At 63.4% G+C, this 14221-nt stretch carries 12 protein-coding genes; 5 read left to right on the forward strand and 7 right to left on the reverse strand.

Going from position 1 to position 14221, the window contains the following annotated elements:
- Nucleotides 1–51: 51 nt before the first annotated feature.
- From DC366_RS10695 to folD, 4 genes are all read left to right on the forward strand, one after another.
- Complete coding sequence (locus DC366_RS10695; RefSeq protein WP_108692195.1) at nt 52–1737, forward strand: NAD(P)H-dependent oxidoreductase subunit E; 1686 nt, start codon at nt 52–54, stop codon at nt 1735–1737.
- Nucleotides 1737–4517, forward strand: coding sequence for a formate dehydrogenase subunit alpha (gene fdhF / locus DC366_RS10700; protein ID WP_108692196.1), 2781 nt, complete (start codon nt 1737–1739; stop codon nt 4515–4517). Before DC366_RS10695 ends, fdhF begins: the two co-directional genes overlap by 1 nt.
- A 30-nt stretch (nt 4518–4547) precedes the next feature.
- On the forward strand, nt 4548–6224 hold the full coding sequence (locus tag DC366_RS10705) for a formate--tetrahydrofolate ligase (RefSeq protein ID WP_108692197.1): 1677 nt from the start codon (nt 4548–4550) through the stop codon (nt 6222–6224).
- A 143-nt stretch (nt 6225–6367) separates the two neighbouring features.
- Nucleotides 6368–7261, forward strand: a complete 894-nt coding sequence (folD, locus tag DC366_RS10710; RefSeq protein ID WP_108692198.1) for a bifunctional methylenetetrahydrofolate dehydrogenase/methenyltetrahydrofolate cyclohydrolase FolD — start codon at nt 6368–6370, stop codon at nt 7259–7261.
- 6 nt (nt 7262–7267) lie between these two features.
- Here folD and pdeM read toward each other — a convergent pair whose 3' ends face one another.
- The 3 genes from pdeM to DC366_RS10725 form a co-directional block, all read right to left on the reverse strand.
- Nucleotides 7268–7930 carry a ligase-associated DNA damage response endonuclease PdeM gene (gene pdeM / locus DC366_RS10715; protein ID WP_108692199.1) on the reverse strand — a complete coding sequence of 221 codons (663 nt, stop codon included), beginning with the start codon at nt 7928–7930 and terminating at the stop codon, nt 7268–7270.
- A gap of 18 nt (nt 7931–7948) precedes the next feature.
- Entirely contained in the window at nt 7949–9904 is a 1956-nt protein-coding gene (locus DC366_RS10720; protein ID WP_108692200.1) for a DNA gyrase/topoisomerase IV subunit B, read from the reverse strand.
- A 98-nt stretch (nt 9905–10002) separates the two neighbouring features.
- Entirely contained in the window at nt 10003–10290 is a 288-nt protein-coding gene (locus DC366_RS10725; RefSeq protein ID WP_108692201.1) for a hypothetical protein, read from the reverse strand.
- A gap of 136 nt (nt 10291–10426) precedes the next feature.
- Between DC366_RS10725 and DC366_RS10730 the strand changes: the two genes are divergently transcribed.
- Nucleotides 10427–11326: a DMT family transporter gene (locus tag DC366_RS10730; RefSeq protein ID WP_108692202.1), complete on the forward strand. Its 900-nt coding sequence runs from the start codon at nt 10427–10429 to the stop codon at nt 11324–11326.
- Here DC366_RS10730 and DC366_RS10735 read toward each other — a convergent pair.
- The 4 genes from DC366_RS10735 to dnaJ all read right to left on the reverse strand — a co-directional run bounded on the left by DC366_RS10735 (nt 11283) and on the right by dnaJ (nt 14203).
- Nucleotides 11283–12092, reverse strand: coding sequence for a division plane positioning ATPase MipZ (locus DC366_RS10735; protein WP_108692203.1), 810 nt, complete (start codon nt 12090–12092; stop codon nt 11283–11285). The two genes, DC366_RS10730 and DC366_RS10735, sit on opposite strands and share 44 nt — an antisense overlap.
- 99 nt (nt 12093–12191) lie before the next feature.
- Complete coding sequence (locus DC366_RS10740) at nt 12192–12731, reverse strand: DUF488 domain-containing protein (RefSeq protein ID WP_108692204.1); 540 nt, start codon at nt 12729–12731, stop codon at nt 12192–12194.
- Entirely contained in the window at nt 12731–12940 is a 210-nt protein-coding gene (locus tag DC366_RS10745; RefSeq protein WP_108692205.1) for a hypervirulence associated TUDOR domain-containing protein, read from the reverse strand. The genes DC366_RS10740 and DC366_RS10745 overlap by 1 nt, the downstream gene beginning before the upstream one ends.
- 105 nt (nt 12941–13045) lie before the next feature.
- Entirely contained in the window at nt 13046–14203 is a 1158-nt protein-coding gene (gene dnaJ, locus DC366_RS10750; RefSeq protein WP_108692206.1) for a molecular chaperone DnaJ, read from the reverse strand.
- Between the last annotated feature and the right edge of the window lie 18 nt (nt 14204–14221).

Raw genomic sequence — 14221 nt, forward strand, 5'->3', positions numbered from 1 at the left:
GACTGACGGGAAAATTAGTTAAACACTGGGAAATTATGTGGGGGAGTCGTCATGGGCGCGGATCAAGGTAGCGGTGTATGGAAATCCGGACGCGGCAAGGGCCGGGTCACGCCCAAGGGGCGGCAGCTGGACGATCAGGCATGGGCCGACGTTCAGGCGCTGCTGGCCGGGCGTGCGCTGCGCCGTGATCTGCTGATCGAGTATTTGCACCTCATTCAGGACAAGTTCGGCCATCTGTCGGCGGCGCATCTGCGCGCGCTGGCCGAAGAGTTGCGCATCGGCATGGCCGAGGTTTATGAGGTTGCGACGTTCTACGCCCATTTCGACGTGGTCAAAGAGGGCGAGACGCCCCCTCCGGCGTTGACGATCCGGGTCTGCGATTCGCTCAGCTGCGAGCTGGCCGGCGCGCAAGAGCTGAAGTCGGCGCTGGAAAAGGGCTATGATCCCGCCGAGGTGCGCGTGCTGCGCGCGCCCTGCATGGGCCGCTGCGATACCGCGCCGGTGCTGGAACTGGGCCACGCGCATATCGACTTTGCCACGCCGGAAAAGGTGGATGCCGCCATTGCCGCAGGGCACACGCACCCCACCATCCCCGACTACGAGACGCTGGAGACCTGCCTCGCGAATGGCGGCTACTCGGTGCTGGCTGATCTGCGCAAGAACGGCGATTTCGAGACGGTGCAGCAAAGATTGCTGGATTCGGGGCTGCGCGGCCTTGGCGGCGCGGGTTTCCCCTCGGGCAAGAAATGGGGCTTCGTGCGGGCCGAGCCGGGCCCCCGCTATGTGGCCGTCAACGGCGACGAGGGCGAGCCGGGCACGTTCAAGGACCGCTACTATCTGGAGCGGGTGCCGCATCTTTTCCTTGAGGGGATGCTGATCGCCGCCTGGGCGGTCGAGGCCGATACGTGCTTCATTTACATGCGCGACGAATATCCCGCGGTTCTGGAAATTCTCGCGCGCGAGATTGCGGCGCTGGAGGAGGCGGGCATCGCGCCGAAGGGCTATATCGAACTGCGCCGCGGCGCCGGCGCCTATATCTGCGGCGAAGAAAGCGCCATGATCGAAAGCATCGAGGGCAAGCGCGGCATCCCGCGCCACCGTCCGCCCTTCGTTGCGCAGGTCGGCGTCTTTGGCCGCCCGACACTGGTCAACAATATCGAGACGCTGCACTGGGTCGCGCGCGTTCTGCGCGAGGGCCCCGAGATCCTGTCGGATCACGAGCATAATGACCGCAAGGGCCTGCGCAGCTATTCCGTCTCGGGCCGCGTCAAGAACCCCGGTGTCTATCTTCTTTATGCCGGCTCGACGATCACCGACATCATCAAGGCTGCGGGCGGCATGATGGACGGCCACAGCTTCAAGGCGTATCAGCCGGGCGGCCCGTCCTCTGGCCTGCTGCCCGCGTCGATGAGCGATATTCCGCTGGATTTCGACACGCTTCAGCCTCATGGCAGCTTTATCGGCTCCGCCGCCGTTGTCGTGCTGAGCGACAAGGACAGCGCCAAGCAGGCCGCGCTGAACATGCTGCGGTTCTTCGAGGATGAAAGCTGCGGCCAGTGCACCCCGTGCCGGGTGGGCTGTGAAAAGGCGGTCAAGCTGATGGAGGCGGATACGTGGGATCAGCCCCTGCTGGACGAGCTTTGCACCGCAATGGGCGACGCGTCGATCTGCGGTCTGGGACAGGCGGCCCCGAATCCGATACGCTCGACGATAAAGTTTTTCCCGGAGGAAATCTGATGCTCGACACGAATACGGAGACAGTCACCTTCACGCTCGACGGCGCCGAAGTCACCGCACCGAAGGGCATGACGATCTGGGAAATCAGCCACGGTCGCGGCCTGATCATCCCCCATCTCTGCCACAAGCCGCAGCCGGGCTATCGCCCCGATGGCAACTGCCGCGCCTGCATGGTCGAGATCGAGGGCGAGCGCGTGCTGGCCGCGTCCTGCATCCGTGAGCCGGGCGAGGGGATGGTGGTGAAAACCGACACCTCCCGCGCCAAGCAAGCCCGCAAGATGGTGATGGAAATGCTGGTCGCCGATCAGCCCGAACAGGACGTCGCGCACGATAAATCCAGCCATTTCTGGGATATGGCCGCGCTGCAAGGCGTTGAGACCAGCCGCTTTCCGCAGCTGGAACCGGCCAATGTCCCTTGCACCGACAACAGCCATATTGCGATGAGCGTCAACATGGATGCCTGCATCCAGTGCGGCCTGTGCGTGCGCGCCTGCCGCGAGGTTCAGGTCAATGACGTGATCGGCATGGCCGGGCGCGGGCATGAAGCCTACCCGGTATTCGATTTTGACGACCCCATGGGCGAGAGCACCTGCGTCGCCTGCGGAGAATGTGTGCAGGCCTGCCCGACCGGCGCGTTGATGGAATCGAGTGTCGTGGACGAAAATCAGGTCGGCGACAGCGCCGATTTCGACAGTGAAACCAAGAGCATCTGCCCCTTCTGCGGCGTCGGTTGCCAGATTTCTCTGAAGGTCAAGGATGGCCGCGTCAAGTATGTGGAGGGCATCAACGGCCCCGCGAACGAGGGACGGCTTTGCGTCAAGGGACGCTTTGGCTTTGACTACATCCACCACCCCCACCGCCTGACCAAGCCGCTGATTCGCCGCGAGGATGCGCCCGCCAAGGGGCTGAACGTCGATCCCGGCAACTGGAGCAAGCATTTCCGCGAGGCGGAATGGGATGAGGCGATGGATTTCGCTGCCAAGGGGCTGAAAGGCCGCGGCCGCGAAGTGGCCGGTTTCGGCAGCGCCAAATGCACCAACGAAGAGGCTTATCTGTTCCAGAAGCTGATCCGCCAGGGATTTGGCCACAACAACGTGGATCACTGCACGCGGCTGTGCCACGCGTCGTCCGTGTCCGCGCTGATCGAGAATGTCGGATCGGGCGCCGTGACGGCGACCTTCAACGAGATCGAGAATGCCGACGTCGCCATCATCATCGGCGCCAACCCGGTCGAGAACCATCCCGTCGCCGCCACCTATTTCAAGCAGTTCACCAAGCGCGGTGGCAAGCTGATCGTGATGGACCCGCGCGGGCAGGGCATGAAGCGGTTCGCCACTCACATGCTGCAATTCCGCCCCGGCGCGGACGTGTCGATGCTGAACGCGATCATGCACACGATCGTCGAAGAAAAGCTGTATGATCAGCAATATATCGACGCCTATACCGAGAATTGGGAGGCCGAAAAGGCGCATCTGGCCGATTTCTCGCCCGAGAAGATGGAAGGCATCTGCGGCATCCCGGCGGAAACGTTGCGCGAGGTTGCGCGCACCTTTGCGGGCGCGAAATCCGCCATGATCTTCTGGGGGATGGGCGTCAGCCAGCATATCCACGGCACGGATAACTCGCGCTGCCTGATTTCGCTGGCGCTGATGTGCGGCCAGGTTGGCCGCCCCGGCGCGGGCCTGCACCCGCTGCGCGGACAGAACAACGTGCAGGGCGCGTCCGACGCGGGCCTCGTTCCGATGTTCCTGCCCGATTATCAGAGCGTCACGGACGAGGGCGTGCGAAACGCCTTTACCGAGGTCTGGGAAAGCGGCGATTTCAGCAGAAAACCGGGCCTGACCGTCACCGAGATCATGGACGACGTGCACGCCGGCAACATCAAGGCGATGTATATCCTGGGCGAAAACCCGGCCATGTCGGACCCTGATGTCGAGCATGCCCGCGATGCGCTGGCCAAACTGGATCATCTGGTGGTGCAGGATATCTTCCTGACCGAAACGGCCAACTATGCCGATGTGATCCTGCCCGCCTCGGCCTTTGCCGAGAAATCGGGCACGGTGACCAATACCAACCGGCAGGTGCAACTGGCCCGTGCCGCGCTGCCGCCCATGGGCGATGCGCGCGAGGATTGGATCATCACCATCGATCTGGCCAACCGTCTGGGCCTTGGCTGGTCCTATGACAGCCCCGCCGATGTGTTCGCCGAGATGAAGCTGAACATGCGCAGTCTCGACAACATCACGTGGGAGCGGCTGGAGACCGAAGGCGCGGTGACCTATCCGTCGCTCAGCCCGACCGACCCGGGCCAGCCCATCGTGTTTGGCGACGGCTTCCCCCGGCCCGAGGGGCGCGCGCGGTTTACGCCTGCCTCGATCATCGCGCCCGATGACGTGCCGGACGAGGAGTATCCGATGATCCTGACCACCGGCCGCCAGCTGGAGCATTGGCACACAGGCTCCATGACGCGCCGGTCCAGCGTTCTGGACGCGGTCGAGCCCGAGGCAAACTGCTCGCTGCATCCCAGCACCTTGCGCAAGCTGGGCGTCGCACCGGGCGAGCATGTGCGCCTGACCACCAAGCGTGGCAGCATCAGCATCATGGCGCGGGCCGACCGCGCCGTGGCCCCGGACATGGTGTTCCTGCCCTTCGCCTTCGTCGAGGCGGCAGCCAACATCCTGACAAACCCGGCCATCGACCCCTACGGCAAGATCCCGGAGTTCAAATTCTCCGCCGTGAAGGTCGAAGCCGACAACGCCAAATCCGTCGCCGCCGAGTGACGTCCGAATAACCCCAGGGAGACTACCTAAATGGCCTACAAGAGCGATATCGAAATTGCGCGCGCAGCAAACAAGAAACCGATCCAGGAGGTCGGTGACAAGCTGGGCATCCCCGGCGAGCATCTGCTGCCCTATGGCCACGACAAGGCCAAGGTAAGCCAGGCCTATATCGACAGCGTTCAGAAGAACAAAAACGGCAAGCTGATCCTTGTCACGGCGATCAACCCGACGCCTGCCGGCGAAGGCAAGACCACCACGACCGTCGGTCTGGGCGACGGTCTGAACGCCATCGGCAAGAAGGCGATGGTGTGTATCCGCGAGGCATCCCTCGGGCCGAACTTCGGCATGAAGGGCGGCGCCGCGGGCGGCGGTTATGCGCAGGTTGTCCCGATGGAGGACATGAACCTGCACTTCACGGGCGACTTCCACGCGATTACCAGCGCCCACTCGCTGCTGTCGGCCATGATCGACAACCACATCTACTGGGGCAACGAGCTGGACATCGACATCCGCCGCGTCGTGTGGCGCCGCGTTGTCGACATGAACGACCGCGCATTGCGCCAGATCACCGCGTCGCTGGGCGGTGTGGCCAACGGCTTCCCGAACGAGAGCGGTTTCGACATCACCGTTGCGTCCGAAGTCATGGCGATCCTCTGCCTCGCCAAGAACCTCAAGGATCTTGAGGAGCGTCTGGGCGCCATGATCGTGGCCTATCGCCGCGACCGCAGCCCCGTCTTCTGCCGCGATATCGAGGCGCAGGGCGCGATGACCGTGCTGCTGAAGGACGCGATGCAGCCCAACCTGGTGCAGACGCTGGAGAACAACCCGGCCTTCGTCCATGGCGGCCCGTTTGCCAATATCGCGCATGGCTGCAACTCGGTCACGGCGACAACGACGGCGCTGAAGATCGCTGAGTTCGTGGTCACCGAGGCCGGCTTTGGCGCCGATCTGGGCGCCGAGAAGTTCATGAACATCAAGTGCCGCAAGGCGGGTCTGGCACCCGACTGCGTGGTGCTGGTCGCCACCGTGCGCGCGATGAAGATGAACGGCGGCGTTGCTAAGGGTGATCTGGGCGCCGAAAATGTCGACGCGGTCAAGGAAGGCTGCGCGAACCTCGGACGTCACATCGCCAACCTCAAATCCTTCGGGGTGCCGGTGGTCGTGGCGATCAACCATTTCGTCAATGACACCGACGCTGAGGTTCAGGCGGTCAAGGACTACGTCAAGGCCCAAGGCTCCGAGGCGATCCTGTCGCGTCACTGGGAGCTGGGCAGCGAAGGCAGCGCCGATCTGGCCCGCCGCGTTGCCGAAGTGGCCGAGAGCGGCGAGAGCAACTTCAAGCCGATCTATCCCGACGAAATGCCGCTGTTCCAGAAGATCGAGACGATCGCGAAGAACATCTATCACGCCGACGCCGTGGTGGCCGACAGCAAGATCCGCGACCAGCTGAAGCAGTGGGAGGAGGCCGGGTATGGCAACCTGCCGATCTGCATGGCGAAGACGCAGTACAGCTTTACCACCGATCCCAGCCGCCGGGGCGCGCCCACGGGCCATTCCGTGCCGATCCGCGAAGTGCGGCTGAGCGCCGGTGCCGGTTTCGTTGTCGTCGTCTGCGGCGAGATCATGACGATGCCGGGCCTGCCGCGCACGCCTGCGGCGCAGTCGATCCGCTTGAACGATGGCGGCGAGATCGAAGGTCTGTTCTGAACGGGGCGCGGAGCGCCGGGGGGATCGACCCCCCGGCGCTCCGGTCGCCGCCCTATGGGCGGCTCCTGCGCTCCGCGCGGGGAGTATTTAACCCAAGATGAAGGCAGGGGCAGCGCCTTTGCAACATGAGGAGAGGGCGCGCGATGACGGCTCAGGTGATTGACGGCAAGGCCTTTGCGGCCGAGGTGCGGGGCAAGGTTGCGGAGCATGTGACGCGGCTGAAGGAAAAGCACGATCTGGTGCCCGGCCTTGCCGTCGTGCTGGTGGGCGAGGACCCGGCCAGCCAGGTCTACGTCCGCTCGAAGGGCAAGCAGACGACCGAAGTGGGCATGAAAAGCGTCGAGCACAAGCTGGACGCGGATACGTCCGAGGCCGATCTGCTGGCGCTGATCGACAAGCTGAACAAGGACGACAGCATTCACGGGATCCTGGTGCAGCTGCCGCTGCCCAAGCATCTGAACGAGGATCTGGTGATCAATTCCCTCGATCCCGCCAAGGATGTGGACGGGTTTCACATCTCGAACGTCGGTCTGCTGGGGACCGGCCAGAAAAGCATGGTGCCCTGCACGCCGCTGGGGTGCCTGATGATGCTGCGTCATCATCATGGCTCGCTGTCGGGAATGGACGCCGTCGTGATCGGGCGCAGCAATATCGTGGGCAAGCCGATGGCGCAGCTCCTGCTTGGCGATAGCTGCACGGTGACGATTGCCCATTCGCGCACCAAGGACCTGGCCGATGTGGTCCGCCGCGCCGATATTGTCGTGGCCGCCGTCGGACGCCCCGAAATGGTGCCGGGCGACTGGATCAAGGAAGGCGCTACCGTCATCGACGTGGGCATCAACCGGATCGAGAAGGACGACGGCAAGACCAAGCTGGTCGGTGATGTCGATTATGAAAGCTGCGCAAAGCGCGCCGGTGCCATCACTCCGGTTCCGGGGGGGGTCGGGCCGATGACGATCGCATGCTTGCTGGCGAATACCTTGACTGCCGCCTGCCGGGCCAATGGGCTGGACGAGCCCGAAGGCCTGACCGTCTGAAGCGCCTTAGCGTGGCATCGGGATCGCGCGGGCGGTTTTGCCGGTCAGCACCGCGATCGCCTGCGCGCTCATGAGCGTTGCCAGCGCCGGATTGTCGCTGCGCAGCCCGCCCGTATAGGTGCCGTAGGCCGGCATGATGACACGCGCCGTATCAATCAGAAACGCGGGGCGGCTGAGGCTGCGGCCCCGCGTTTTGACATTCGCTTTGGGGTGGTAGTGCCCCGACACCTCGCCATGGGCGCCAAGGCGGGCTATGTGGCGGAATGTAAGGGGCGCCAGCGCAAGCTCGGCCAGATATGTGCCGCCCAGATCGACCGGCCCCGGATCGTGATTGCCTTCGATCCAGATCCAGCGCCGCCCGGATTGCAGCGTCGCAATCCACAGCTTTTCCCCGTCGCTCAGCGCGTCAGCCGCCGCGATGTCGTCAAAGCTGTCGCCAAGACAGATGACGGTTTTCGCACCAGTGGCGCGCAGATCGGCCTCAAGCCGGGCAAGCGTGTCGCGGGTCTCATAAGGCGGCAGGGACGCGCTGCCCAGCCGCGCGCGGCGCTCGGATTTACCAAGATGCAGGTCAGACACGCAGAGCAGCGACTTGTCCGGCCAGAACAGCGCACCTGAAGGCAGGGCGATGAGGCGCGCGCCTGCGAGAGTAAAGGAATGGCCCGTCATTGGCGGTGTCGAGGCGCCTCACACATCCAGTTCCTCCACAAACCGTGCATTCTCCTGAATGTATTGAAAGCGCAGCTCCGGCTTTTTCCCCATCAACCGCTCGACAAGATCGCCTGTCTCGCCCGGTTCATCCTCGTCTATCGTCACGCGGATCAGCTTGCGCGATTTGACGTCCATCGTCGTCTCCTTCAGGTCCTTGGCGTCCATTTCGCCGAGGCCCTTGAAACGACTGACGTCGATCTTGCCCTTGCCGCCAAGGCCCTTGGCCATCCACAGATCCCGCTCGGCCTCGTCGATGCAATAGACGCGGCGTGCGCCCTGGCTGAGGCGGTAGAGGGGCGGGCAGGCCAGGTAGAGGTGGCCCGCGTCGATCATCGGGCGCATCTGCGTGAAGAAGAATGTCATCAGCAGCGATGCGATATGCGCGCCGTCGACATCGGCATCGGTCATGATGATGATCTTGTCATAGCGCAGATCGTCGAGGTTGAACTTGGAGCCGAGCCCGACGCCAAGGGCCTGCGTCAGATCGCTGATTTCCTGATTGCTGCCCAGTTTCGAGCTTGCAGCCCCCAGCACGTTCAGGATCTTGCCCCGCAAGGGAAGCAGCGCCTGCGTCTTGCGGTCACGCGCCATCTTGGCCGAGCCGCCGGCCGAATCTCCCTCGACGATGAACAACTCGGTGCCGTCGCGGGTGTTGGAGGAGCAATCGACCAGCTTGCCGGGCAGCCGCAGTTTCTTGGTCGCCGTCTTGCGCTGGGTTTCCTTTTCCTGACGGCGGCGCAGACGCTCTTCGGCGCGCAGGACCAGAAAATCAAGGATCGCGCCCGCTGACCTGGTGTCGGCGGCAAGCCAGTTGTCGAAATGATCGCGCACGGAGTTTTCCACCATGCGCTGGGCATCAACCGTGGCCAGCCTGTCCTTGGTCTGTCCGACGAATTCAGGCTCGCGGATAAAGCAGCTGACCAGCGCGCCGGCGCCGGTCATCAGATCCTCGCGCGTGATGGTCGCCGCCTTCTTGTTGCTGACCAGCTCGCCGTAGCCCTTGATTCCCTTGAGGATCGCGGCCCAGAACCCGGCCTCGTGCGTGCCGCCTTCGGGCGTGGGCACCGTGTTGCAGTAGGACTGGATAAAACCGTCGCGGGCCGGCGTCCAGTTGATCGCCCATTCGACCTTGCCGGGAACCTTGAACTTCTCGAAGCTGACGGAGCCGGCGAAGGGCGTGTCGGCATAGGTGGTTGCGCCGCCCATCGCCTCGGTCAGGTAATCCGAAAGGCCGCCGGGGAAATGGAATTTCGCCTCGCGCGGGGTTTCGCCATCGTCGATTTCCGTTTTCCAGCGGATCTCAACGCCCGAAAACAGATACGCCTTGGAGCGGGCCATCTTGAACAGGCGCGCGGGCTTCAACTTGAGCGAGCCGAAGATTTCGGGGTCGGGATGGAAGGTCACAGCGGTTCCGCGCCGGTTGGGAGCCGCACCGATCTTGGCCAGCGGCGCGACGGGCAGGCCGCGCGAGAACTCCATCGCGAACAGCTCCTTGTTGCGGGCCACTTCCACCCGCAGATGGTCCGACAGCGCATTGACCACGGACGAGCCGACACCGTGCAAGCCGCCCGATGTCTCATAGCTGTCGCCGGAAAACTTGCCGCCGGCGTTCAGCGTGCAAAAGATGATTTCCAGCGCGGATTTGGCCGGATCCTTGGGGTGCGGGCCGGTGGGGATGCCGCGCCCGTTGTCGCGGACCGAAACATGGCCGTTCTCGTGAAGCTCCACCTCGATCCACGTTGCGTGACCGGCAACCGCCTCGTCCATCGAGTTGTCGACGATTTCGGCCACCATGTGATGCAACGCGCGATCATCCTTGCCGCCGATATACATTCCGGGGCGCAGGCGCACATGCTCCATATCCTCCAGAACCTGGATCGAGGACGCGTCATAGTCGCCGGACGAGGTGGCGGCAGTCAGAAGATCGGACATCGGGGCGCTGCTCATTTTTTATGATGGATTTTGGTGATTATGCCAGAGCTGCGCACCGGTTGAAAGCCGCGCGTGGCGTCACGCAGGCGCGGAACGCATCAGGGCGGTGCGGTATTCCAGATGGCAAGGCCCAGAAGGTTCATCGCCAGCAGCCCGGCGGTCAGGCATGCCAGTTGCCAGCGCGCGCGCCGATGGATCGGATCCCGGATGAACCGCCAGAATTCCGCCGCTTGCTCGCGCGGGGTGGGCCACATGCGGCCGCGGTCTTGGGCCGAAGCGCGTGCGGCCCGCGTCAGGGTGAAAAGGGCGTGAAACATCCACCATATCCACAGGACGAACAGCACGGCCGACAGGGCCAGCCAAATCGTCTGTATCAGCGGTATCATCGCGCCCCCTGCTCACATCACCGAAACATCGCGGCGCCGCCCGGCTGGCGCCCGCGCTTTACAATGGGCCGATTCGCATGAACAGATCGCTAAGGCGTTTTGCGGCTGAGCCGGAATATGCGCGAGGGTCATCTGGATGAGCGAGCATTTCAAGGGATTGCTGATCACCGCGCTGGGCGTGCTCATGGTGGTTCCCGACTCCCTTTTCGTGCGCCTGATTCAGGCGGATCCGGTCACGATCACCTTTTGGCGCGCCCTGATCGCGGGCGGCCTGATCCTGATCGGATGCCTTGTTTTCCAAGGGTTATCCGGCTTTCGCGCCGTATTGCGCACCGGTTGGCCCGGCGCGCTGTATATTCTGCTGATGTCGACGACCGCGCCGGGGTTCGTCATGGCAATATCGCTGACCAGCGTGGCGAATGTGGTGTTCATCTTCGCCTCCATCCCGGTATTTGCCGCGATTTTCAGCCGGATCTTTCTGGGCGAGCCGTTCAGCAAACGCATGATCTTGACGTTGGCCGCGGTGTTGCCGGGGCTTGGGGTCATTGCCTATGGCAGCTCGGAAAACGCGATCGCAAACTGGCGGGGCGATCTGATCGCGCTGGCCGTCTCGGCCAGTTTCGCGGCTGCGCTGACGGCCGTGCGCAGGGTGCGGGCGACGTCGATGATCCCGGCCATCCCGATAGCGTATCTGCTGTCGGCGTTTGTCATGCTGATCTGGGCGACCCCCGGTCAGGCGATGCCATCACAATGGCCGCTGGTGCTGGGCCATGGCGCGTTCATCGCTGTGTCCACGTCCCTCCTGACGCTTGGCCCGCGCTACCTGGCTTCGGCGGAGGTGTCGCTGTTGATCTTGTTGGAATCGGTGCTGGCGCCGCTTCTGGTGTGGGCGGCGATAGGCGAAGATCCCGGAGCCTGGGCAATCCTGGGCGGCGCGGTGGTGATCGGCGCGCTCCTGATCTCCAACGTGATCGCCTTGCGGCGCGGGCGCGTCAGAAATTCGCGTCGACCCCCGGCAGTTTCAGCGCCGAGATAAGATCGCGCAGCTCCTGCCGCGCCGCGATGTTCGAGATGTTCAACTGCTTCACGCCCACGTCCTTGAGATCCAGCAATGTCAGACCGCGCGGGAAGAGCTCGCGGAAAATCACCCGCTCGTTAAAGCCGGGAGCGGTGCGAAATCCGATCCGCTTGGCCAGATTATCCAGCGCGGCGCCCATTTTCTCCTTGTTGACCATGGCCTGCGCGCCGACGCGGTTGCGCACGACAATCCAGTCGATGGGCTTCAACCCCGCCTGCGCGCGCAACTGGCGCGCGTTCCAGACCATCTCGGAATAGACCGAAGGGCGCAGGATCTTGCGCCCGTCTTCGTCGACATGGGCCAGAAGGTCAAAATCGACAAAGCTGTCGTTCAGCGGCGTGATCAGCGTATCGGCCAGCGAATGCGCGACCTGGCTCAGCCGTGTATGCGAGCCGGGGCAGTCGATCACGATGAAATCGCTGTCCGGCTCCAGCGAGGCGACTGCCTCGGACAGGCGGCGGTCAAAGACGTTCTCACCGGGGCCAAGCGTTGCCTGATCCACCTCGGGAAGGTCGTGATAAAACGGGCTGGGCAGGTCCAGACCCGACTTGGCCAGAAACGCCTTGCGGTTTTCCGCATAGCGCCCGAACGTCTTTTGCCGCAGGTCCAGATCCAGCGCGCTGACCGTCTTGCCCATCCGCGCCAAGGCGGTTGCGACGTGCATGGACACGGTCGATTTGCCCGCGCCGCCCTTTTCGTTTCCGACGACGATGATATGCGCCATGTCCCAAGTTCCCTTACCCTACGCCCTCGGCACGGAGCGTTTCGCGCATAGTATCGCGCGGATCGGTGATAGGAAAGAGCGCGCCAGTGAGGGCGCGGTTTATTCATCCTCGGCAGGATAAACGACATTTCGGTCGTCGCGTATGCGCGCCCCCTGCGTCATCTTGGCGGGCTCGGTTCGGCCCGGCGCCATCAGATGGTCGACCGGATGTTCGCGCGCCAGCAGATAGTCGGTGATGATACGCCGGTGGCAGCGCCACCAGACCGCTTCGGCGCACATGATCGCAACCTTGCGGCGTTTTCCCAGCGTTAAAAGCTCGTCGAACGCTGCGGCAAATTCACGCCCCAGGGCATAGTCGGCATAGTTCTGGAAACTGCGCACGCGCCACATCGCATTGACCGCATCGTCAACCTGCGGCTGCACCTTGCGGCGCCCGCCAAGGTCCGGAAAATGCCGATAGTCGATTTGCCATTTGCGCAAATCGTCGGGAAGGGTGTCCGTATTATAAGCGGGATTGCTCCGCGATTTCGGGAATGATCGCACGTCGGCAACGACATTCACTTGCGCATCGCGAAGCATTCCTGCGAACTCGGCCAGATCGCGGGTCGAATGTCCGATGGTGGTGAACCCGGTGGACATCAATCCAGCTTGGTCAGGGCGTCTTCCTTGTGCGCGGCGATGTGATCGGTCTTGTCGCTTTCGATCTCGTATTGCGGATCGTCCTTGGACGCGCGCCGTTTATGGCCCTTGTAGTCGAAATCCTGTTCATGGACCTTGATGATCTTGCCGCTGACGCGGCCCGCTTCGGAATTCCAGCTGACGTGATCGCCTTTTGAAAACTTTGCCATTGTCGCCTCCTTTTCAGGGTAAACGTCGCGGCGCGCGGCATCGTTCCAAACGCAAAAGGCCCCGCAGGGTGCGGGGCCTTTGATGGGTCCGGTCGGCGGGGCGGCTCAGCCCTTCATGCTGTCCCAGAAGGACTTGACCGAGCGGAAAAAGCTCTTGCTTTCGGGGTTGTTGTCCTCCGACAGGGCCTCGAACTCGCGCAGAAGCTCTTTTTGCTTCGAGGTCAGGTTGACCGGCGTCTCGACCGCCATCTCGATGAACATGTCGCCCGCGCCGCCGCCGCGGAGCGCCGGCATGCCCTTGCCGCGCAGGCGCATCTGGCGGCCCGACTGGCTGCCTGCCGGTATCTTCACCTTGCTGCGTCCGCCGTCGATGGTGGGCACCTCGATATCGCCGCCGATGGCTGCCGTGATCATCGACACGGGAACCTTGCAATAAAGGTTGCTTTCCTCGCGGTCAAAGAGGCTGTGCTTGGCAACCTCGATGAAGATATAAAGATCGCCCGGAGGACCGCCGCGCATGCCGGCCTCGCCCTCGCCGGACAGGCGAATGCGCGTTCCGGTCTCGACGCCAGCGGGGATGTTCACGCTCAGCGCGCGATCCTTTTCGACGCGGCCCTGACCACCACAGGATTTGCACGGGTTCTGCACGATCTGGCCCATGCCCGAACAGGTGGGGCAGGTCCGCTCGACCGTGAAAAACCCCTGCTGCGCGCGCACCTTGCCCATGCCCGAACAGGTCGGGCAGGTCGTCGGCTCGGCGCCGCCCTCGGCGCCCGATCCGTCACAGGCGTTGCACTGAACGGAGGTTGGCACGTTGATCGTCTTTTGCAGCCCCTTGAAGGCGTCTTCCAGCGTCACGCGCATGTTATAGCGCAGGTCGGACCCGCGCGCGGCACGTTGCCGCCCGCCGCCGCCGCGTGCGCCCATGAAATCGCCGAAGAGATCGTCAAAGACGTCGGAAAAGGCGCTGGCGAAATCGCCTTGGCCCTGTCCGCCCGGTCCGGGGCGCCGTCCGTTGCCGCCGCCGCCCATGCCGCCCTCGAAGGCCGCGTGGCCGAACCGGTCATAGGCCGCCTTCTTCTCGGCGTCCTTCAGAACATCATACGCCTCGCCCGCTTCCTTGAACTGTGTCTCGGCTTCGGGGTTGTCCTTGTTGCTGTCGGGATGCAGCGCCTTCGCCTTCTGGCGATACGCTTTCTTGATTTCGTCCGCCGAGGCCCCGCGCGCGACGCCCAGCACCTCGTAATAATCGCGTTTGGCCATTCGAGAACTCCTGTACCT

The organism is Pelagivirga sediminicola (genome assembly GCF_003072125.1).
GTDB classification, from domain to species: Bacteria; Pseudomonadota; Alphaproteobacteria; order Rhodobacterales; family Rhodobacteraceae; genus Roseovarius; species Roseovarius sediminicola.

Coding starts and splice junctions, on each gene's coding strand:
- DC366_RS10705 (WP_108692197.1), top strand. CDS start 4,548: ATGGCCTACAAGAGCGATATCGAAATTGCGCGCGCAGCAAACAAGAAA.
- folD (WP_108692198.1), top strand. CDS start 6,368: ATGACGGCTCAGGTGATTGACGGCAAGGCCTTTGCGGCCGAGGTGCGG.
- DC366_RS10720 (WP_108692200.1), bottom strand. CDS start 9,904: ATGTCCGATCTTCTGACTGCCGCCACCTCGTCCGGCGACTATGACGCG.
- fdhF (WP_108692196.1), top strand. CDS start 1,737: ATGCTCGACACGAATACGGAGACAGTCACCTTCACGCTCGACGGCGCC.
- dnaJ (WP_108692206.1), bottom strand. CDS start 14,203: ATGGCCAAACGCGATTATTACGAGGTGCTGGGCGTCGCGCGCGGGGCC.
- DC366_RS10725 (WP_108692201.1), bottom strand. CDS start 10,290: ATGATACCGCTGATACAGACGATTTGGCTGGCCCTGTCGGCCGTGCTG.
- DC366_RS10745 (WP_108692205.1), bottom strand. CDS start 12,940: ATGGCAAAGTTTTCAAAAGGCGATCACGTCAGCTGGAATTCCGAAGCG.
- DC366_RS10695 (WP_108692195.1), top strand. CDS start 52: ATGGGCGCGGATCAAGGTAGCGGTGTATGGAAATCCGGACGCGGCAAG.
- DC366_RS10730 (WP_108692202.1), top strand. CDS start 10,427: ATGAGCGAGCATTTCAAGGGATTGCTGATCACCGCGCTGGGCGTGCTC.
- DC366_RS10735 (WP_108692203.1), bottom strand. CDS start 12,092: ATGGCGCATATCATCGTCGTCGGAAACGAAAAGGGCGGCGCGGGCAAA.
- DC366_RS10740 (WP_108692204.1), bottom strand. CDS start 12,731: ATGTCCACCGGGTTCACCACCATCGGACATTCGACCCGCGATCTGGCC.
- pdeM (WP_108692199.1), bottom strand. CDS start 7,930: ATGACGGGCCATTCCTTTACTCTCGCAGGCGCGCGCCTCATCGCCCTG.